General features: G+C 72.9%; 13 protein-coding genes. 5 read left to right on the forward strand and 8 right to left on the reverse strand.

Annotation, left to right across the window (positions count from 1 at the left end):
• Positions 1-1,056 precede the first annotated feature (1,056 nt).
• A complete protein-coding gene (locus ACA361_RS33655; protein WP_375018808.1) occupies positions 1,057-1,881 on the reverse strand; it encodes a MinD/ParA family protein in 825 nt (274 codons plus the stop codon).
• 440 nt (positions 1,882-2,321) lie between these two features.
• Between ACA361_RS33655 and ACA361_RS33660 the strand changes: the two genes are divergently transcribed.
• Together ACA361_RS33660 and ACA361_RS33665 are read left to right on the forward strand one after the other, a co-directional pair.
• Positions 2,322-5,690 (forward strand): pyruvate carboxylase, encoded by a 3,369-nt coding sequence (locus tag ACA361_RS33660; protein ID WP_375018810.1) that lies wholly within the window; start codon positions 2,322-2,324, stop codon positions 5,688-5,690.
• A 162-nt stretch (positions 5,691-5,852) separates the two neighbouring features.
• On the forward strand, positions 5,853-7,094 hold the full coding sequence (locus ACA361_RS33665) for a serine hydrolase domain-containing protein (RefSeq protein WP_375018811.1): 1,242 nt from the start codon (positions 5,853-5,855) through the stop codon (positions 7,092-7,094).
• Between the two features lie 28 nt (positions 7,095-7,122).
• On the opposite strand, the gene ACA361_RS33670 is transcribed toward ACA361_RS33665, so the two are convergent.
• Together ACA361_RS33670 and ACA361_RS33675 are read right to left on the reverse strand one after the other, a co-directional pair.
• Positions 7,123-8,082 (reverse strand): threonine/serine dehydratase, encoded by a 960-nt coding sequence (locus tag ACA361_RS33670; RefSeq protein ID WP_375018813.1) that lies wholly within the window; start codon positions 8,080-8,082, stop codon positions 7,123-7,125.
• A gap of 103 nt (positions 8,083-8,185) precedes the next feature.
• On the reverse strand, positions 8,186-8,674 hold the full coding sequence (locus ACA361_RS33675) for a pyridoxamine 5'-phosphate oxidase family protein (RefSeq protein WP_375018814.1): 489 nt from the start codon (positions 8,672-8,674) through the stop codon (positions 8,186-8,188).
• A gap of 187 nt (positions 8,675-8,861) precedes the next feature.
• Between ACA361_RS33675 and ACA361_RS33680 the strand changes: the two genes are divergently transcribed.
• A complete protein-coding gene (locus ACA361_RS33680) occupies positions 8,862-10,136 on the forward strand; it encodes a lipase family protein (protein WP_375018816.1) in 1,275 nt (424 codons plus the stop codon).
• A gap of 63 nt (positions 10,137-10,199) precedes the next feature.
• On the opposite strand, the gene ACA361_RS33685 is transcribed toward ACA361_RS33680, so the two are convergent.
• The 4 genes from ACA361_RS33685 to ACA361_RS33700 all read right to left on the reverse strand — a co-directional run bounded on the left by ACA361_RS33685 (position 10,200) and on the right by ACA361_RS33700 (position 13,272).
• Positions 10,200-11,525: an RNA polymerase sigma factor gene (locus ACA361_RS33685; RefSeq protein ID WP_375018818.1), complete on the reverse strand. Its 1,326-nt coding sequence runs from the start codon at positions 11,523-11,525 to the stop codon at positions 10,200-10,202.
• An 82-nt stretch (positions 11,526-11,607) separates the two neighbouring features.
• Positions 11,608-11,961: a YciI family protein gene (locus ACA361_RS33690; RefSeq protein ID WP_375018820.1), complete on the reverse strand. Its 354-nt coding sequence runs from the start codon at positions 11,959-11,961 to the stop codon at positions 11,608-11,610.
• 139 nt (positions 11,962-12,100) lie between these two features.
• Entirely contained in the window at positions 12,101-12,670 is a 570-nt protein-coding gene (locus tag ACA361_RS33695; RefSeq protein WP_375018822.1) for a dihydrofolate reductase family protein, read from the reverse strand.
• 29 nt (positions 12,671-12,699) lie between these two features.
• Positions 12,700-13,272 (reverse strand): NADPH-dependent FMN reductase, encoded by a 573-nt coding sequence (locus ACA361_RS33700; RefSeq protein ID WP_375018823.1) that lies wholly within the window; start codon positions 13,270-13,272, stop codon positions 12,700-12,702.
• 136 nt (positions 13,273-13,408) lie between these two features.
• On the opposite strand from ACA361_RS33700, the gene ACA361_RS33705 reads away from it, so the two are divergent.
• Both ACA361_RS33705 and ACA361_RS33710 read left to right on the forward strand, forming a co-directional pair.
• Positions 13,409-16,576, forward strand: coding sequence for a BTAD domain-containing putative transcriptional regulator (locus tag ACA361_RS33705; protein ID WP_375018825.1), 3,168 nt, complete (start codon positions 13,409-13,411; stop codon positions 16,574-16,576).
• Between the two features lie 20 nt (positions 16,577-16,596).
• Complete coding sequence (locus ACA361_RS33710) at positions 16,597-19,647, forward strand: BTAD domain-containing putative transcriptional regulator (RefSeq protein WP_375018827.1); 3,051 nt, start codon at positions 16,597-16,599, stop codon at positions 19,645-19,647.
• Here ACA361_RS33710 and ACA361_RS33715 read toward each other — a convergent pair.
• A complete protein-coding gene (locus ACA361_RS33715; protein ID WP_375018829.1) occupies positions 19,611-20,051 on the reverse strand; it encodes an SRPBCC domain-containing protein in 441 nt (146 codons plus the stop codon). The two genes, ACA361_RS33710 and ACA361_RS33715, sit on opposite strands and share 37 nt — an antisense overlap.
• Between the last annotated feature and the right edge of the window lie 26 nt (positions 20,052-20,077).

Consider the following 20,077-nt stretch of genomic DNA (forward strand, 5'->3'; position numbering starts at 1 on the left):
TCCTTCTGGCGGTTTCACTGGTTCTCGCTTGTGTATTGTTCCTTGTATTTGTGGTGGCTCTGGTGATTGCGTCCTATAGGCGCACTTTTTGGCTGGAAGGGACTTTTCTTTGGCGGCGTGGAGTGTTTCGTAACAGCTGCTTTGACCTCCGTGCTGCCTCGGCTTCGTTGAGGTCTGTTCGGGTAGGCCTAGCGGGACCAATACTTCCGCAGTTGGTCCTTCTGTCTGGAGAAGGGCGAACAACCAAGATCTGGCTGCGCAACCGCGATGCAGGGTTGGTGCTATTGCCGGCCGACCAGCTGTATGCTCTCGCAAATGCTCTCTGCGCCAGTGAAGAAGACGTAGACGGCGGAGCGGTGGCGAACCGATTGCGACGCTTGGCTGATGAGGCTTTCTAGACTCAACGGATTGATTGCGCGTCTCTGTGAGGGTAGTGCGTTTCCAGTCGGACGGCATGGCTGCACACCTTTTGTCGCCATCAGCGAGGTCTCTGCGCTTATTTTGGCGATCCTCCCCTGGTGGCGCAGTGTCGCCAATAGGGCTTTCGTGCTTTTGGCTGGCGGCGTCCCTGCTGCTGGAAAGTGCTTTCCTTTGTTTCTATGCTGTGTGATCTATTCGCTAGCTGCGCAGAGCTTGGATCAAGGTCGCTCGGCTCAGGTGCGGGATCCGAGACCCGCGGGTGGTTCAACTTGAGAGCAGGGCGATGTATCCAGCGTGTGCGGTAGCGCGGTCAAGGTGGGGTAGCGGCGGTCCATATGAGACCTTGGTGGCGGGCTACTAGTTGGGCTGCGTAGGCGCGGGCTAGGGGTTCGGCTGCGGGTGGGCTGCTGGCGGCTCTGATTTCTACCCACCAGATGGGTGGGGTGATGGTCGTGTTGTTCAGGAGGCGTTCTACCTCGCCTGGGACCGTTACCTGTACGGGGGCTGCTACGTGGACCAGTAGGCGGCCCGTGGTGTCGTAGAGCTGGGTCGTGCCGTTTTCGGTGGTGGTCGGCAGGCCGGTGGTGATGCTCTCCAAGTGCGGCCGCTCTTTCAGGAGGGCTACGAAGTCCCTGCTCATGGCGTTCCCTCGGGGCGGGTGTGGGTGAATGCCTGCAGGGTGAGTTTCGTTATGGCGGTGTGGGTCGACTCGGCCAGGCGGTCCGGGGCGATGGTGGTGCCGGCGGCGAGGTGGCGGTCGTACGGGACGAGGGTCACCGGGAGGCCGTGGGGTTGCAGGACGCCTCGGGCGGCGGCTAGGTCGGTGCCCGGGGTACGGGCCACCAGGGCGATGGTCGTTCGGGTCAGGAGGGCTTCGTGGCCGTTGGTGCGGAGCCAGTCGAGGGTGGCTCGGGCCGTTGCGGCGCCGTCGGTGGTCGCCGGTACGACGAAGACCTGGGCGTGGGTGGAGTCGAGGATGCCGCGGTTGAGCGGGGAGCCGAGGCCCGGGCCGCAGTCGATGATCGAGGCGGCGAAGTAGCGGCCCAGGGTGCCGACGGCGGTGTGGAGGGTCGGGAGGTTCAGTTCCCGGCCGGTTCCTTCGGCCGTGGTGGCGGACAGGACCCAGACGCCCGTGTCGGTGCGCGAGAGGTGCCGGGCCGCTTCGTCCCAGGTGCGTGGGCGGGTGGCGGCCACGTCGTGGAGTGAGCGGGTCGGGGTGACGCCCAGGCGTAAGGAGAGGGAGCCGAGGCCGGGGTCGGCGTCGATGGCCAGGACCCGGTCTTCGCGGTGCTGCTGGATGGTACGGGCGATCAGGGTCGCGAGGGTGCTCTTGCCCGCGCCGCCGCGGATGCTGGTCACCGCGATGCGGCGGCAGGAGCGGACGGGGGCGCCGAGGCGGTCCGCCAGTTCCGCCCGGTCGCGGAGGTCGGTGCCGGCGGACGCCCCGAGCGCCTTGCGCATGCCGCGGCCCAGCCTTTTGAGGGCCGGATCGCCGTGCGGGTTGCGGCTGGCGAGTTGTACGGGCGGCGGTGCCCAGGAGTCGATGTCCGGTGGACGGGCGGGCGGTGCGGCGGCTGGGGGCGGCTGGAATTCCAGGTGGGGGGTTACGGGGGGTTTGTCTGCGGGTGGGGTCGGGGGGACCAGGCCAGTGTCCAGGGCGCTCAGTTCGGAGAGCACCTCTTGCTGCCAGTCCCTGTCTGACACCGGGCTCCTCCCAGGCGAACGGGCCAGTCGAGTCTAGTTAGGACGGGGGTGGCCGTTCAGGGCGTTCCCGGGAGGGAAGGGCGGCTGTCGGGAGGCGGTGGCCGGAGGTTATGTTGGGGAACGCTCGACGTTGAGCCCGGGAGGCCGTCGTGCGTGCGGGCGGCCTCGCACACCAACCGTCTCCTGGGAGTTACGCCGTGATCCAGAAGGTGCTCGTCGCCAACCGGGGTGAGATCGCCGTACGGGCCTTCAGGGCCGCGTACGAGCTGGGGATCTCGAGTGTGGCCGTCTACGCGCATGAGGACCGGTTCTCGCTGCACCGGCAGAAGGCGGACGAGGCGTACGAGATCGGGGAGCACGGGCATCCCGTGCGGGCGTACCTGGACGTCCAAGGGATCGTGGAGACCGCGCTGCGGGTGGGCGCGGACGCGGTGTACCCCGGGTACGGGTTCCTGTCGGAGAGTCCGGAGCTGGCGGAGGCGTGCGCGCGGAACGGGCTGACGTTCGTCGGGCCGCCGGCGCGGGTGCTGGAGCTGGCCGGGAACAAGATCGAGGCGGTGGCGGCGGCGCGGCGGGCGGGGCTGCCGGTGCTGCGGAGCGTGACGCCGGAGCCGGGGCGGGAGCTGGAGGCGGCCGACGAGGTCGGGTTCCCGCTGTTCGTGAAGGCGGCGGCCGGGGGCGGCGGGCGCGGGCTGCGGAAGGTGGACCGGCGGGAGGACCTGCCGGCGGCGGTGGAGACGGCGCGGCGGGAGGCGGAGAGCGCGTTCGGGGACGCGACCGTGTTCCTGGAGCAGGCCGTCGAGCGGCCGCGGCACATCGAGGTGCAGGTGCTCGCCGACGCGGGCGGGCACATCGTGCATCTGCGGGAGCGCGACTGTTCCGTTCAGCGGCGGCACCAGAAGGTGGTGGAGATCGCGCCGGCGCCGCGGCTGGATCCGGCGGTGGCGGAGCGGCTGTGCGCGGACGCGGTGCGGTTCGCGCGCGAGATCGGGTACGTGAACGCGGGCACCGTGGAGTTCCTGGTGGACTCGGCCGGCGAGTACGTGTTCATCGAGATGAACCCGCGGATCCAGGTCGAGCACACCGTGACCGAGGAGGTCACGGGGGTGGATCTGGTGCAGAGCCAGCTGCGGATCGCGGGCGGCGAGACGCTGGAGCAGCTGGCGATCGCGCAGGAGGAGATCAGGGTCTCCGGGTTCGCGGTGCAGTGCCGGATCACGACGGAGGACCCGGCGAACGGGTTCCGGCCCGACACCGGGAAGATCTCCGCGTACCGGTCGCCGGGCGGTGCGGGCGTGCGGCTCGACACCGGCACGACGCATGCGGGGGCGGAGGTCACGCCGCATTTCGACTCGATGCTGGTGAAGCTGACGTGCCGCGGCCGGACGTTCGAGGAGGCGGTACGGCGGGCCCGGCGGGCGGTGGCGGAGTTCCGGATCCGGGGCGTCGCGACCAATATCCCGTTCCTGCAGGCGCTTCTGGACGAGGACGATTTCCGGAGCGGCGGCGTCACGACCGCCTATATCGCCGAGCATCCGGAGTTGCTGACGGCGCGGTCGAGCGGGGACCGCGCGACCAGGCTGGTGCGGTACCTGGCCAATGTGACGGTGAATCGGCCGCACGGGGACGCGCCGACGGATCTGGATCCGGCGACCAAGCTGCCGGAGATTCCGGCGGGCGAGCTTCCCAAGGGTTCGCGGGATCTACTGCTGGAGCTGGGCGCGAAGGGTTTCGCGGAACGGCTGAGGGCGCAGACGGCTCTCGCGGTGACCGATACGACGTTCCGGGACGCGCACCAGTCCCTGCTGGCCACGCGGGTGCGGACGTTCGATCTGGTCGCGGCGGCGCCCGTTCTGGCGCGGACGACGCCGCGGCTGCTGTCGCTGGAGGCGTGGGGCGGCGCGACTTATGACGTGGCGCTGCGATTCCTCGGGGAGTCGCCGTGGGACCGGCTGGCCGCCATTCGCGAGGCGGCGCCGAACATGTGCCTGCAGATGCTGCTGCGGGGCCGTAACACGGTGGGGTACACGCCTTATCCGGATTCGGTCGCGCGGGCTTTCGTGAACGAGGCGGCGAAGACGGGCGTCGACATCTTCCGGGTGTTCGACGCGCTGAACGACGTGGAACGGATGCGGCCCGCGATCGACGCCGTTCTGCAGACGCACGCCGTCGTCGAGGGCACGCTGTGTTACACCGGCGATCTGTCGTCGCCGGGGGAGCGGCTTTACACGCTCGACTACTACCTGCGGCTGGCGGAGGAGCTGGCCGAGGCGGGCGTGCACGTGCTGTGCATCAAGGACATGGCGGGGCTGCTGCGGGCGCCGGCGGCGAAGAGGCTGGTCACGGCGCTGCGGGAGCGCTTCGATCTGCCCGTTCACCTGCACACGCACGACACGGCGGGCGGGCAGCTCGCGACGTACCTGGCGGCCATCGAGGCCGGGGTGGACGCGGTGGACGGCGCGGCGGCGCCGCTGTCGGGGACGACCAGCCAGCCGCCGCTCCAGGCGATCGTGGCGCAGACCGACTTCACCGAGCGGGCGACGGGGATCGACCTGGACGCGCTGACGGTCATGGAGCCGTACTGGGAGGCGGTCCGCAAGCTGTACGCGCCGTTCGAGATGGGGCTGCCGGCGCCGACCGGGCGGGTGTACCTGCACGAGATCCCGGGCGGGCAGCTGTCGAACCTGCGGCAGCAGGCGGTGGCGCTGGGGCTCGGCGACCGGTTCGAGGAGATCGAGCGGCTGTACGCGGCGGCGGACCGGATCCTGGGGCGGCTGGTGAAGGTGACGCCGTCCAGCAAGGTGGTGGGCGATCTGGCGCTGCATCTCGTGGCGGCGGGGGCCGACCCGGACGATTTCGCCGCGCATCCGGAGCGGTACGACGTCCCGGACAGCGTGGTCGGGTTCCTGAACGGGGAGCTGGGCGATCCGCCCGGCGGCTGGCCGGAGCCGTTCCGGGGCCGGGCGCTGGCGGGGCGGCAGTACGCGCCCGCGCGGGCGGAGCTGACCGGTGACGAGGAGAAGGCGCTCGCGGGGCCGGACGTGCGCGACACGCTCGACCGGTTGCTGTTCCCTGGGCCGGCCAAGGAGTACCACGAGGCGCGGGCTGCATACGGCGACCTGTCGGTGCTGCCTACGGGCGCCTTCCTGTACGGGCTCCGCAGGGGCGCGGAGGTCGCGTTCGACTTGGAGCCCGGTGTGCGGGTGCTGGCGGCGCTGGAGGCGGTCGGGGAGATCGACGAGGCGGGGTTCCGGCAGGTCATCTGCACGGTGAACGGCCAGCTGCGCACCCTGTCGGTACGGGACAGGGCGGTGGCCGCGGACGTGCCGCCGGTCGAGCGGGCGGATCCGGGCGAGCCGGGGCAGGTGCCGGCGCCGTTCGACGGGTCGGTGACGCTGCGGGTGGGCAAGGGCGACGCGGTGGCGGCCGGGGACGTGGTCGCGACGATCGAGGCGATGAAGATGGAGGCCGCGATCACCGCGCCGGTGGCGGGGACCGTGACCCGGCTGGCGGTGCCGGGGACGACGCCCGTGCAGGCCGGGGACCTGCTCCTGGTGATCTCCTGACCGGGTGGTCGCATTCATGTGACATTTGGCAGGATGTCGATCAAGAACCGCGGTGGGGTGCCACCATGGTCTTGTCCGGAAAGTCGGCTGAGGGCATAGAGAGATAACGGGATGGCGACGCGGCGGTTCGTACGGTTCAGGCGTCTCGCGAGGGCACTGCCGGTGGCGGTGGCCATGGCGCTCGCCCTCCCGGCCGTTCCCGGGCACGCCGCCGATCCGCAGGTCGTCTCGTTCGACGACGCCAAGCTCCGCATCACCCTGGAGGCGACCCACCAGGCGGGCATGCACGGGCTCTACTCGTCCGTGCGCCGCGACGACGACTCCTGGAAGGGGGCCGCCGGTGTCGCCGACGTCCGTACGAAGCGTCCCGTACGGTCCGGCATGGAGCACCGCATCGGCAGCGTCACCAAGTCGTTCACCGCGACGGCCGTACTGCAACTGGTGGAGCAGGGGCGCGTCCAATTGGACGCTCCCATCGCCCAGTACCTGCCGGGCACCGTTCCCGGAGAGCGCGGCCAGCAGATCACGACACGGATGCTGCTCAACCACACCAGCGGCATCGCCGACTACGTCGTCTCGGCGTTCCCGTCCTGGGCGCAGCTGTCGCCCGACAGCCTGGACGAGCACCGCTTCCGCAAGCTGCGCCCAGAGCAGCTCATCGAGTGGGGCGTTGAGGGGCAGCCGACCAACGCCCCCGGGGCGGCGTGGTCGTACTCCAACACCAACTACGTCATCCTCGGCGAGCTGCTGGAGAAGGTGACCGGCGTCAAGGCCGAGACCTACATCTCCCGCAACGTCATCCGCAAGGCCGGGCTGAAGCACACGTACTTCCCCGCCTCGTCCCGCGTGACGGGCCCGCACTCGCGCATGTACGAGGCGCTGTACGGCCGCGTCGACCCGCCCCGCGACTACAGCGTCTACGACATGTCGTGGGCCGGTACGGCGGGCGCGCTCGTCTCCACCATGGACGACGTCAACGCGTTCTACAGGGCGCTGCTGGGAGGCAGGCTCCTGGGCGAGGGCGGCCTGACCGAGATGCGGCGGACCGTTCCGGTGCGGAACGCCAACGGCGACACCCTCATGGAGTACGGTCTAGGCCTCTACGCGGTGGACCTGCCGTGCGGGCGGTTCTGGGGCCACGACGGCGCGGTGTTCGGCGCCGGGACGCAGGCGCTGTCGAGCCCGGACGGCCGCCGGCAGATCGCGTACGGCATCAACCTGATGAAGTACCAGCAGCTCGACGGGCAGGGCGTGCCGCTGCCGCACGCGATCGACAACGCGCTCGGCGCGCACCTGGTGCAGGCGCTGTGCGGCGGCCAGGGGCCGCTGACCAGCGCCACCCCGGGCGCCCCGGCCACCCCGCCGCTGCCGCTCCAGTTCGTGAACCCGCGCACCGGCGCCTGACGCCGGGCGACCCCTCCGCCGGCGACCCTCAGGTCACCAGGTCGCCCGGGTCGGTGTTGGCGCCGCACAGGAGGACGGCGACGCGCTCGCCCGCCCGGGGCCGGTACGAGCCGGTGCGGAGGGCGGCCACGGCGGCGGCGGTGCCGTGCTCGACCACCAGCCGGTACTCGTCCCACAGGCGGCGGCGGGCCTCGGTGATCGCGTCGTCGGTCACCAGCACGGACCGCACGCCGGTGCGGGCCGCCACCGCGTACGCGATCTCGCCGAGCCGGCCGGCGCCGAGCGAGTCCGCGGCGACGCCGGAGACGTCCACGTCGACCGGCTTGCCGGCGCGCAGGGCGGCGTTCAGGGTGGGCGCGTTCGCCGGTTCGACGCCGACGGCGGTCGCCCGGCCCTCCAGCGCGGCGGCGACGCCCGCCATGAGGCCGCCGCCGCCGACGGCCAGCAGGACGGTGTCGACCTCGCCGCCGGTCTGCTCCAGCAGCTCCAGCGCGAGCGTGCCCGCGCCCGCGCACATGGCGGGCTGGTCGTACGGGTGGCAGAAGAGGGCGCCCGTGTCCTCCACGCGCTTCATGGCGGCCTCGTACGCGTCGGCGTACTTCACCCCCACCTGGACGACCGCCGCGCCGAGGGCGCGCAGCTTGGCCACCTTGACGGGCGGCGCGGTCTCCGGCACGTACACCTCGGCCCTCGTCCCCGCCCGAGCCGCCGCGTACGCGACCGCCAGGCCCGCGTTCCCGCCCGACGCGGCGACGACCCCGGCCCCGGGTACGGTCCCCTCCGCCGCGGCCGCCAGGATGCGGTTGAACGCTCCGCGCGCCTTGAACGAGCCCGTGTGCTGGGTCTGCTCCAGCTTGAACCACATCCGCGCGGGCAGGGCCGACCCGCGCGGTACGAAGCCGGCCGGGTCGATCTCCATCACGGGCGTCCTGCGCACCCGTCCTTCGATGCGGGCGGCGGCGTCCAGAACGTCCGGCAGAGCGATCATCAGCGGTCCTCTCCAAGTCGGCGGGGGCACCGTCATGCCTACCAGCCCGCCGCCGCACACCGTGACGCCACTCCGTACGGCCTCCAAGGGCTCTGGGGCCCTCTTACGCCTCGTCCTCCGTCCAGGTCAGGATCTCGCCGCCCTGCCCCATCAGCACGGTTCCGGGGAAGACGCGCAGCCGCCAGGGCGTGAGCCGCAGTGCCGCGAAGGACGGCTGCGTCGGCCCTTCCCAGGTGGGGACGATGGCGGGGTCGTACCCGACGGGTTCGGGCCCGTTCACGAACAGGTCCCACACCCTGGTGCGGGTCTCGTCGTCGAACGCCCATTCCGCCCTGCATTCCGCCAGCGCCGTGTCGTGCGACGGCGACCAGTAGTTGCACGAGACGTACGGGCTGTGCTCCAGGTGGGCGCGCTTGGCGGGGGTGGGCGTGGTGCCGACCCATCCCACGAGCTCGCCCTCCTCCCACTCCCAGATGGGGTGCAGGATCCGAGAGCGGGGCCGCCCCCGCCCGTACACGGTCGAGACCGTGCACCAGACGATCTCGTGGGCCATCGAGACGAACGCCGGAGCGACCTCGGCCAGTCGTGTCATCACGCCATCTTTCCGGTGAAGCCGTCGCACGGCAAAGGGAACGGCGTCCGCGCCCGGTGCGTACCGCGCGTTGTGAGCCGGTTGCTAAAACGCGGCCGCTCCATGTGAGACGGCTTCATTCCAGTGATCGGTGGCAGTGAGCGACAGTCATCAGCATTCGCTTTCACCCCCACCCCCTGGAGTGGCGATGAGACTACGGACGCTTTTGACGACGGTGGCGGCGGGCGCCGCGCTGCTCGCGCCGGCGCTGGTGGCCGTCCCGGCCGCGGCGGGGGCGCCGGCCGGCTGCACCGCCTCCGACGCCGAGATCTACGCGGCGCCGGGCGCGGTCACCGGCGCGCCCGGCGAGCTGCTGGCGTGCCGGCCGACGACCCTGCCGGGCGTGCCGCACAACATCAAGATGAAGGCGTGGAAGGTCCGCTACGCGTCGACCGACCACAAGGGCGCGAAGAACGTGATCTCCGGCTTCGTGGCCGTGCCGGAGGCGCCGTGGACGAAGGGCGGGTCGCGGCCGGTGGTCGCGTTCAACCCGGGCACGTCCGGGTCGGGCCTCCAGTGCGCGCTGTCGAAGCAGATGTCGGGCCAGTACGTGGACCACTACGAGGGGCCGAACATCGCCGAGTTCCTCAAGGCCGGGTTCGCGGTCGCCGCCACCGACGGGGTCGGGTACCTTGACGGGCAGGTGCACACGTACATGGTCGGCGCGAACGCCGGGCACGCGCTGCTGGACGTCGTCCGCACCGCGCGCCAGATCCCCGGCGGGGACCTGAAGGCGGACGGCAAGGTCGGCATCGCCGGGTACTCCGAGGGCGGCGCCGCCTCCCTGTGGGGCGCCCAGCTGGCCGCGTCGTACGCGCCGGAGCTGAACGTGGCGGGCGCGGCGGCCGGCGGCGTGCCGGGTGACCTGAAGATCACCGCGAAGCAGCTGAACGGCAGCCTGTTCGCCGGGTTCCTGGCCGACGCCCTGGTCGGGCTGAACGCCGCGTACCCGGAGATGCCGTTCACCGAGCTGATGAACGCGAACGGCGAGAAGGCCATCAAGGACGTCAAGAGCCACTGCCTGTTCGGCACCCTGGCGGTGTTCCTGGGCGCGAAGGTCGAGAACTTCTCCAAGGACGGGCTGACGCTGGAGCAGATCTATGCGCTGCGCGGCCCCGGCGGCGTCACCTGGGGCGAGATCATCGACCGGCAGAAGCTCGGGGTCGGCATCGGCACCCCGTCGTCCGGCGCCCGGTACAAGATCGGTTTCCCGGTCTTCCAGTACCGCGGCTTCTTCGAGGAGATCATCCCGCACGAGACCGAGGACGCCACGCGGGCGGCGTACTGCAAGGCGGGGATCACCACGCAGTGGAACATGTCCTACCCGGCGGAGCACCTGACCACGGACTGGCTGGCCGCGGGTGACGTGACCAGGTTCCTGGGCGACCGCTTCGAGGGCAAGCCCACCGAGGGGAACTGCTGACGGCACGCCCCACCAACGCGCGGCCCGGGCGACGCGAGCGGAAGGCTCGTCGCCCGGGCCGCGTCACGCCTGCTTGGCGGCCGCTGCCGCGGCTCTCTCCTGCAGAACGTTCCGTTCGGGCCCGTTCCGGGTGAGTGACGCCGCCCGCTCGAACTCCTCCTTGGCCTCCGCGAAGCGTCCCAGCTTGTAGAGGAGGTCGCCGCGCACACTGGGCAGCAGGTGGTAGCTCCTCAGGGACGCCTCGCCGCGCAGCGCGTCCACGACCTCCAGGCCCTTCTCCGGGCCGTACGCCATGCCGACCGCGACCGCGCGGTTCAGCTCGACCACGGGGGACGGGGCGCGCTGGGCGAGGACGCCGTAGAGCGTGGCGATCCGTTCCCAGTCGGTCTCCTCGGCGGTACGGGCCTGCGCGTGGCAGACGGCGATCGCCGCCTGCAGCACGTACGGGCCGGGCGTGCCGGCACCGCCGGCGGCCTTCTCGGCGCGCAGGAGCGCCGCGTACCCGCGCCTGATGAGCAGCTGGTCCCAGAGGCCGCGGTTCTGGTCGAGGATCTGGACGGGTTCGCCCTTGGGCCCGGTACGCGCGCGCGTGCGCGACGCCTGGATCTCCATCAGCGCGACCAGCCCGTGCACTTCGGCCTCGCCGGGAGCGAGCCCTGCCAGCAGCCGGCCCAGGCGCAGCGCCTCCTGGCACAGGTCCGCACGGACCCAGTCGTCGCCGGCGGTCGCCGCGTACCCCTCGTTGAAGATCAGGTAGATGACCTCCAGCACGGAGGAGAGCCGCCCGGCCCGCTCCTCGCCCGCCGGGACCTCGAACGGCACGCCGGCCTCGGCGAGGGTGCGCTTGGCCCGCACGATCCGCTGCGCGACCGTGCTCTCGGGGACGAGGAAGGCCCGCGCGATCTCGTCGGTGGCCAGCCCGCCCAGCATCCGCAGCGTGAGCGCGACGCGGGCCGGAGTGGGCAGCACCGGGTGGCAGGCGGTGAACACCAGCCGGAGGATGTCGTCCTCGATCGGCTCGTCCTCCAGGACGGCCGCGAAGTCCTCGGTGGACCCGTCCGCGGCGTCCAGCCGGTGGCCGATCTCCTCCAGCTTGCGTTCGAGCGTCTGGTCGCGGCGGATGCGGTCGATGGCGCGGCGCTTGCCGACGGCCATGAGCCAGGCACCCGGGTTATCCGGTACGCCCGACTCCGGCCACTGCTCCAGCGCGGTGACCAGCGCGTCCTGCGCCAGCTCCTCGGCGAGCCCGACATCGCGGACCAGCCGGGCCAGCCCGGCGATGATCCGCGCGGACTCCAGCCGCCAGACCGCGTCGACCGCCCGGTGCGTCCCGGCGGCGTCGCCCGGCTCCGGCCCCGGCCCCGGCTCCGTTCCGGTCTCCGTCGTCACGAGGACGATCAGAGCACCGGCCCGGCCGCGCGCGCAAGCGCGGGGCCGGGCGTTCCGGGCTCATCCGCCGGTCATCCGCCGGTCACTCGCCGGGGAACGGGTCCCCCGGGCCGAAGACCTGCTTGATCACGCCCTGGCCGTCGCCGACGATCGAGTAGAACCGCTTGGACAGCTCGATGGCCTCCTCGCGGGTCCGGGTCTCGACCAGCGCGAAGCCGACCACGGCCTCCTTGGCCTCGGTGAACGGCCCGTCCATCACGGTGACCTTGCCGCCCTCGGACTTGACGCGGACGCCGCCCGGCTCCAGCCCGCCGGTCGCCAGCAGCGAGCCCGCCCGGGTCAGCTCCTCGATGAAGGCGCCCATCTCCGCCATCATCTTCTCGTCCGGGGCGCCGCCGGCCGAGCCGTCGTCGGTCGTCATCATCAGGAACCGCATCGCTGTCTCCCTCTCAGGCGGATGGGCGGGACGGCGTGTCCGTCCCGCCCGTCACCAACGCGTCGTACAGACGACGGCCGGATCGACATCCCGGACGACATTCTTCCGGGAATTTCCCGCGCCGGGTCGTCCGCCCTGGTCAGGCGTCCTTCTCGGCGGCGATCGGGCGGTAGGTCGCCACGATCACGCCGGAGCCGAACGTGGTCGTGCCGGCCAGCTCGAACTTGGACGAGAACCCCTCGGCGGTGAGCAGGTCGGCGGCGTTGCCGGTGCCGACCATCACCGGGTGGATCCACAGCCGCACCTCGTCCATGAGGCCGTTCTCGACGAGCGTCCGCGACAGCTGCCCGAAGCCGTACTGGACGATGTCCTGGCCCTCCTGCTCCTTGATCTTGCGGACCTCGTCGGCCACGTTCTCCTTGATGATCACGGTGTTGTTCCACGCGCCCTTCTCCAGGGTGGTGGAGACGGCGTAGTGGGTGATCGAGTTCATCCGGACGCCGTACTCGCCGGTCTGCTCCTCCATGCTCGGCCATGCCTGCGCGAAGCCCTCGTAGGTCTCGCGGCCGGCGATCAGGGCGTCGCAGGAGAAGAGCAGCTCGCGGGCGTACGCCTGGGCCTCCTCGTCGAAGTAGTCGAAGGTCCACAGGTGCGGGTTCTCGATGACGCCGTCGAGCGAGATGTAGGTGGAGTTGATGATCTTGCGCATGGCCGCCTCCTTGGCGATCTCGTGGTGGTTCAGGTGGTGTACGGGGTCTTGTCGCGCGCGTCCCGGAGGGCGCGGGCCCACCAGCAGAGCTGGTCGAGGGTGGTCCTGACGGCGGTGTTGCACTCGGCGGTCGGCTTGGGCCACGAACCGTCCGGCGCGAAGTCCTCCCAGTAGCGGGGGAGGACGACGCCGTCCCGGATCGTCACCGCGTGCAGCTCGGCGAAGACCTGCCGGAGCTGCGCCGCGGCGTTCAGCCCGCCCGACTCGCGACCGTACGAGACGAGGGCGACCGGCTTGGCCTGCCACTCCTCGTAGTACCAGTCGATGGCGGTCTTGAGCGGCGCCGGGAAGCTCTGGTTGTACTCCGGCGTCACCACGGCGAACGCGTCCGCCTCGGCCAGCCGTGGCGCCAGCTCCTTGACCGGCGCCGGGACCGGCGCGTCGTGGTCGGTGAGCGTGGCCGGCAGCCCGGCCTCGGCCAGGTCGATCAGGTCGACCGTGAGGTCCGGGCGGCGGCGCGCGTGGCCGGCGAACCAGCCCGCCACCGTCGGCCCGAACCGGCCGTCGCGGGTGCTGCCGATGATGACCGCCATCCTGAGCATCTCCGCCCCCTCTCTGTGGACGAGTACCACGATGCCCGAGGGGTCTTACGGGATCTTTACGGCGGGTTGCCGACCGTTTCGCGCCGCTTTACGGCGACTCGCCGGACCAGTCGCGGCCCGGCGCTATCGTGCGCTCATGCGTTTCGGGGTGCTGGGGCCGCTGGCCGTCTGGACGGACGGCGGCGCGCCCGTCGCGGTTCCCGGGCTGAAGGTGCGGGCCCTGCTCGCCGACCTGCTGCTGAACGAGGGCCGTCCCGTACCGGCCGACCGGCTGATCGACGACCTGTGGGGCGAGGACCTGCCGGGCAACCCGCCCGCCGCGCTGTCGGCGAAGGTCTCGCAGCTGCGCCGCATCTTCGAGGACGCCGAGCCGGGCGCCCGCGCGCTCGTCGCGACCCGGCCCGCCGGCTACCTTCTGGACGTTCCTCCCGAACGGGTCGACGCGCACCGCTTCCAGACCGCCGCCGCCCGCGCCCGCGACACGCGCGCCCCCGCGGGCAAGGCGGCGCTGTTCGCCGAGGCGCTGGGCCTGTGGCGCGGGGACGCGCTCGCCGACTTCGCGGACGAGCCGTTCGCGCGGGCCGCGACCGCCCGGCTGGCCGAGCTGCGGCTGACCGTCCTGGAAGAGCACGCCGAGGTACGGCTCGAACTGGGCGAGCACGGCGTCCTGGCCGGCGAGCTGGGCGAGCTGCTGGCCGCGCACCCGTTCCGCGAGCGTCTCCGCGCCGCCCACATGCGGGCGCTCTACCGGTCCGGACGGCAGGGCGAGGCCCTGGCGAGCTACGAGTCGCTGCGCACCGCGCTGGCCGACGAGCTGGGACTCGACCCGGGTCCCGAACTGGTCGCGCTGCACCGGTCGATCCTCGCGCAGGACGCCGGGCCGGCACCCGCGCGGGAGCCCGCCGCGGCCCCCGGCCGCCCCACCACCAACCTGCGGATCCCGCCCACCGAGCTGGTCGGCCGCGAGGAGGACGCCGGGCGCGTCCGCGCCCTGCTGGACGAGGCGCGGCTGGTGACGCTGACCGGGCCGGGGGGCGTCGGCAAGACCCGGCTGGCGATCGAGGCCGCGGCCGGAACGGCACTGCCGGGCGGCGTCTGGATGGTGGAGCTGGCCGCGTTCGAACGGTCCGCGACCACCGCCGACCTCACCGACGGGATCATGCGCGTGCTCGACGTCCACGACCCGGCGGCGCACGGCACGCCCGCCGGGCGGCTGGCCGAGGCGCTGGACGGGCCGCCGGTGCTGCTCGTGCTCGACAACTGCGAGCACGTGATCGACCAGGTCGCGGAGCTGGCCCGCGGCCTGCTCGCGGCCGTGACCGGGCTGCGCGTCCTGGCGACCAGCCGCGAGCCGCTGGACGTCCCCGGCGAGACCGTCTGGAACGTCGCGCCGCTGGACGTGCCGGAGAGCAGCGAGACCGACCTGGCCGTTCTGGAACGGTCGAGCGCCGTCCGGCTGTTCGTCGCGCGGGCGTCCGCCGCGGCGCGCGACTTCCGCCTCGACGCGGGCACCGCCGCCGCCGTCGCGACCCTCTGCCGCCGCCTGGACGGCATCCCGCTCGCGCTGGAACTTGCCGCGACGCGCGTCCGCGCCCTCGGCGTGCACGGCCTGGTGGCCCGGCTGGACGACCGCTTCCGCCTGCTGGCCACCGGCCACCGCGGCGCCCCACACCGGCAGCGCACCCTCACCGCCATGATCGAGTGGAGCTGGGAGCTGCTGTCCGAGCCGGAACGGGCCGTGCTCCGGCGCCTCGCCGTCCACGCCGGCGGGTGCTCCCTGGAGGCGGCCGAGGCCGTCTGCGCGGGAGACGGCGAGGACGTCCTCGACCTGCTGGCCCGGCTCGTCGACCGTTCCCTGGTCGTCGCGGCCGACCACGCCGACGGGCCCCGCTACCGGCTGCTGGAATCGGTCGCCGCGTACTGCACGGACCGGCTGCAGGAGGCAGGCGAGTACCAGGACGTCCTGCAGCGGCACCACGTCTACTACACCGAACTGGCCGAACGGGCCGAGCCGTACCTCTACGGCCATGACCAGGACCGCTGGCTGCGCCTCCTGGACACCGAGGCCGCCAACTTCCGCGTCGCCCTGGACGGCGAGCACGCGCTGCGCCTGGCGAACGCCCTCACCTGGTACTGGTTCCTGCGCGGCCGGTTCGCCGAGGCGCTCCGTTCGCTGGACGCGGCCCTGCTGAAGGGAGGCGACGTCGCCGCCCGCGCCCGGGCCGCCGCCGCGCGCGAGGGCATCGCGCTCCTCCAGGGCGACGGCGACGGCTGGCCCGCCCGCCGCCGGGAGGCCGTCGCGGGGCTCGCCCGGACCTCCCCCCACCACCGTGCGCGCGCTCTCTGGTTCCTGGCGTACTGCGGGAGCCGGTACGACGAGGCCGCCGCCGGCGAAGAGCTGCTCGACCTGGCGATGGAGGCGTTCACCGAGCAGGGCGACACGTGGGGCGAGGCCGCCACGCTGTCCATGCGGGCGATGCACGCGCACATGCGCGGCGACCCCGGCGCGGTCGAGAGCCTGAGCGAGCGCGCCGACCGGATGTTCGCGCGGCTGGGCGACCGCTGGGGCCGCCTCCAGGCGATCGGCTGGCTGGCCGCCCACGCCGAGCTGGTCGGCGCGTTCGAGCGCGCCGCGCGGCTCCAGCGGGAGGGCATCGCCATGGCCGAGGACCTCCACCTGTGGCCGGAGGTCGCCACCGGGTACGCCTTCCTCGGCTGGGTCTTCCTCCAGCTCGGCGAGTTCGCGGAGGCGCGCGCGTGCGCCGAGCGCGTGCTGGGCTCGACCGACCGGCAGTCCCAGGTCTTCGCCGAGATCATTCTCGGCTTCGCCGCCGGCCGGGAAGGCGACGCGGACGAGGCCGAGTCCCGCCTGACCGCCATCCTCAAGGACCTCCCGGCCGGAGACGGCGACCAGCCGCCCATCTTCCTCCCCCTCGTCAACGAGGGCCTGGCCCGCGCGGCCGAGCTGCGCGGCGACCTCCCCGAGGCCGTGCGCCTCTACCGGGAGAACCTCGGCCTCGCCGTACGCGCGGACGGCCCGCGCGTCATGGCCGTCTCCCTGGAGGGGCTGGCCGGAGTCCTCAGCCTCCAGGGCCGCTCCACCGACGCGGCCCGCTTCCTAGGGGCCGCCGCGGAGATCCGCCGCATACGGAACCTGGCTCCGGGCGTAACCGAACGCGCCGACGCGTCCCGCATCGAAGCACGCCTGAGCGCCGACTTGGGCGACGCCCTGCAAACGGAACTGGCCGAAGGCGCCACCCTCACCCCCACCGCTTGCCTGTCCCGCGCGGACTCCCTCGCCTGAACGGGCTTAAGGTCCCTCTTATGCGTTTTGGAGTTCTGGGACCGGTCACGACCTGGACCGATGCCGGCGAGGCCGTCACGATCCCCGGGCTGAAGGTGCGCCTGCTGCTGGCCGATCTGCTCGCGCACGAGGGCCGGGTGGTCCCGGCCGGTCGGCTCATCGAGGACCTGTGGGGGGACCGGCCACCCGCCGACGCCATGGCCGCCCTCCAGGTACGGGTGTCGCAGCTGCGGCGCGCGCTCGCGGACGCCGAGCCGGGCGGCAGGGACCTCGTCGTCTCCCGCGCCCCCGGGTACGCGCTGGCCGCCGCGCCGGACGCGGTCGACGCCGCCCGCTTCGAGCGGCTCGCCGGGGCCGGCCGGTACGCCGAGGCGCTCGCCCTGTGGCGCGGCGACGCGTACGCCGACTTCGCCGACGCCGAGTTCCTCCGGCCGGTGATCGCGCGCTTGGAGGAGGCGCGGCTGGCGGCCGTCGAGACCCACGCCGCCGAACGCCTCGACGCCGGCGAACCCGTCGACGTCGCCGACCTGGTCGCCGAGCATCCCCTGCGGGAACGGCTCCGCGCCGTCCACATGACGTCCCTCTACCAGCGCGGCCTGCAGAGCGAGGCCCTCGCCGCGTACGGCGACCTGCGCGAGCGGCTCGCCGACGAGCTCGGCCTCGACCCGTCCCCGGAACTGGCCGCCCTCTACGAGCGGATCCTGCGGCAGGCCCCCGAGCTGAAGGGCGCGCGCGAACGGCCCCGGACCAACCTTCCCGCCTCCGTCGGCGACCTCATCGGCCGCGACACCGCGATCACCGAGCTGCGCGACCTGCTGGCCCGCGAGCGGCTCGTCACCCTCACCGGGCCCGGCGGCGTCGGTAAGACGAGCCTGGCCCTGGAGGTGGGCAGGCGGCTCCTGGACGGCCGTCCGGACGGCGTCTGGATCGTCGAGCTCGCGCCGTACGAGCCCGACACGGCCTCGCTGGCGGAGGCCGCGCTCGCCGCGCTCGACGTCCGCGCCGGAGCCGCCGACGCCCTCGACCACCTCGCCGGGGCGCTGCGCGACCGGCGCCTCCTGCTCGTCCTCGACAACTGCGAGCACGTGATCGAGCAGGCCGCCGCGCTGGCCGGCCGGCTGCTGCGCGACGCCCCCGGGCTGCGGATCCTCGCCACGAGCCGGGAGCCGCTGAACGTGGCGGGCGAGACGCTGTACGGCGTCCCGGCGCTCGCCGTCCCCGCCGGATCGGACCTGCCGGCCGTGGCCGCGACCGACGCCGTACGGCTGTTCGAGGCGCGGGCGGCCGCCGCCGCGCCCGGCTTCGCGCTCGACGAGGCCAACGCGGGCGCGGTCGCGCAGCTGTGCCGCCGGCTGGACGGCATCCCGCTGGCGCTGGAACTGGCCGCCACCCGCGTCCGCGCCCTCGGCGTCCAGGAGATCGTCGCGCGGCTCGACGACCGGTTCCGGCTGCTGAGGGGCTTCCAGCGCGGCGCGCCCGCCCGGCAGCAGACCCTCGCCGCCGTCATCGACTGGAGCTGGACGCTGCTCGGCGACGAGGAACGGCTCGTACTGCGGCGCCTCGCGGTTCACGCCGACGGCTGTGACCTGGATGCGGCCGAGACCGTCTGCGGTGAACCGGACGTCGACGTGGTCGACGTCCTGCAGCGGCTCATCGACCGTTCCCTGGTCGTCGCTGTAGACGGCGCACACGGGATGCGCTACCGGCTTCTCGAATCGGTCACCGCGTACTGCCTGCGCCGGTTGGAGGACGCGGGCGAGACGGAAAGGGTTCGTTCGGCCCACGCCGCGTACTACACCGAACTCGCCGTGCGGGCGGACCGGCACCTGCGCGGGGCCGGCCAGAGGGAATGGATGCGGCGGCTGGACGCCGAGTCCGCGAACCTGCGCGCCGCCCTCGACGCCGCCTCCCAGCCCGGCGCCCTGCGGCTCGTCAACGCGCTCGCCTGGTACTGGTTCCTGCGCGGACGCCTCACCGAAGCGCGCCGCTCGTTCACCCACGCCCTGTCCACGGCCGCTCCCGGCCCCGACCAGGCCCGCGCCGCCGCATGGCTCGCCGGGTTCACCCTCCTGACCGGCGGCGACACCGACTGGAAGGGCGCCCTGGACGGCCTCACCGACCCCGGCGACCGCGCGCGGGCCCGCTGGTTCGTCTCGCTCAGCCTCCCCGACCTGCCCTCGTCCCGGGAGCTGAACGACGCCGCCCTCGCCGCGTTCCGCGAGATCGGCGACCGCTGGGGCACCGCCGCCGCGCTGAGCCGGCACGCCCGCGACGCGTTCTCCCTGCGCGACCTGGAGGCCGGCGAGCGCGCCGGCGCCGAGAGCGAGCGGATCTTCCGCGACCTCGGCGACCGCTGGGGCCGCCTCCAGGCCACCGAATGGCTGGCCGCCCTCGCCGAAGGCGCCGGCGACGCCGACCGCGCCGTCCGCCTCTTCACCGACGGCCTGCGGCTGGCCGAGGAGATGGGCCTGTGGCCGGACGCCGTGCGCCGCATGTCCTGGCTCGGCTGGACGGCCCTGAACGCCGGCGACCACGAGACCGCGATGGAGCGCTGCGACCGCGCCCTCCGGCTGGCGAACGAGCAGGGCTACCAGGAAGGCCGCATGATGGCCTGGATGGGGTACGCCAACGCCGCCCGCCGCGCCGGCCGCCTCGACGAGGCGCAGAGGCACCTGGACGCGATGCTCGACGGCGTCCCCCGCGACGGCGAACCGCCCCTCTTCCTCCCCTCCACCCTCGCCGAACTCGCCTTCCTCCACGAGCAGCGCGGCGACACCGCCCGCGCCCGCGACCTCTCCGTCGAGGCGTTCACCACCGCCCTCAAGGTCGGCGACCCCTGGACGACCGCGTTCGCCGTCGAGGCCCTGGCCGCCGCCTCACCCCCCGAAGAGGGCGCCCGCCTGCTCGGCCTCGCCGCCGCCGCCCGCGCCGCGCACGGCGGCACGTACAACCCGTCCGAGACCCGCGACATCGAACGCGTCACCGCGAAGCACACCGCCGCCCTGGGCGAGGCCGCCTTCGCCGCCGCGTACGCTCACGGCCGCGGCCTGTCCTTCGACGACGTCCTCTGAACGGCCAGGTGCTCGTCCAGCCGCTCGAAGAACTCGACCCACCCCGCCCTGGCCTGCTCCGCCCCGTCCCCGGCCTGCCGGAACCGCATCGTCGTGACCCCGCCCCGCTCCTCCAGCAGAACGGTCACCACGGACACCGGCCCGCCGCCCTCACCCAACGTCAGCACGAGCCGTCCCGGCGCCTCGACCTCGCGGTACACGCCGCCGAACGTGACCTCGTACCCCTCGTCCCCGACCATGGTCGCCTCCCACGCCCCGCCCGGCCGCACGTCCAGCGACACCCGCTCCACGGGCGTGGCGAAGATCCGCGGCCCGAACCACCGCGCGAACCTCCCCGCCCGCGTCCACGCCGCGTACACCTCCTCCCGCGCCGCCGCGAACTCCCGAACGACCGCCGCCTCCATCGCACCCTCCTCGTCCCACCCGAACG

Source organism: Actinomadura sp. 21ATH (genome assembly GCF_041951345.1).
Taxonomy (GTDB): Bacteria; Actinomycetota; Actinomycetes; order Streptosporangiales; family Streptosporangiaceae; genus Spirillospora.

Excerpts from the sequence above, each read along its gene's own strand:
- ACA361_RS33655 (WP_375018808.1), bottom strand. The coding sequence starts at position 1,881 with ATGCGCAAGGCGCTCGGGGCGTCCGCCGGCACCGACCTCCGCGACCGG.
- ACA361_RS33670 (WP_375018813.1), bottom strand. The coding sequence starts at position 8,082 with ATGATCGCTCTGCCGGACGTTCTGGACGCCGCCGCCCGCATCGAAGGA.
- ACA361_RS33675 (WP_375018814.1), bottom strand. The coding sequence starts at position 8,674 with ATGACACGACTGGCCGAGGTCGCTCCGGCGTTCGTCTCGATGGCCCAC.
- ACA361_RS33680 (WP_375018816.1), top strand. The coding sequence starts at position 8,862 with ATGAGACTACGGACGCTTTTGACGACGGTGGCGGCGGGCGCCGCGCTG.
- ACA361_RS33690 (WP_375018820.1), bottom strand. The coding sequence starts at position 11,961 with ATGCGGTTCCTGATGATGACGACCGACGACGGCTCGGCCGGCGGCGCC.
- ACA361_RS33695 (WP_375018822.1), bottom strand. The coding sequence starts at position 12,670 with ATGCGCAAGATCATCAACTCCACCTACATCTCGCTCGACGGCGTCATC.
- ACA361_RS33700 (WP_375018823.1), bottom strand. The coding sequence starts at position 13,272 with ATGCTCAGGATGGCGGTCATCATCGGCAGCACCCGCGACGGCCGGTTC.
- ACA361_RS33705 (WP_375018825.1), top strand. The coding sequence starts at position 13,409 with ATGCGTTTCGGGGTGCTGGGGCCGCTGGCCGTCTGGACGGACGGCGGC.
- ACA361_RS33710 (WP_375018827.1), top strand. The coding sequence starts at position 16,597 with ATGCGTTTTGGAGTTCTGGGACCGGTCACGACCTGGACCGATGCCGGC.
- ACA361_RS33715 (WP_375018829.1), bottom strand. The coding sequence starts at position 20,051 with ATGGAGGCGGCGGTCGTTCGGGAGTTCGCGGCGGCGCGGGAGGAGGTG.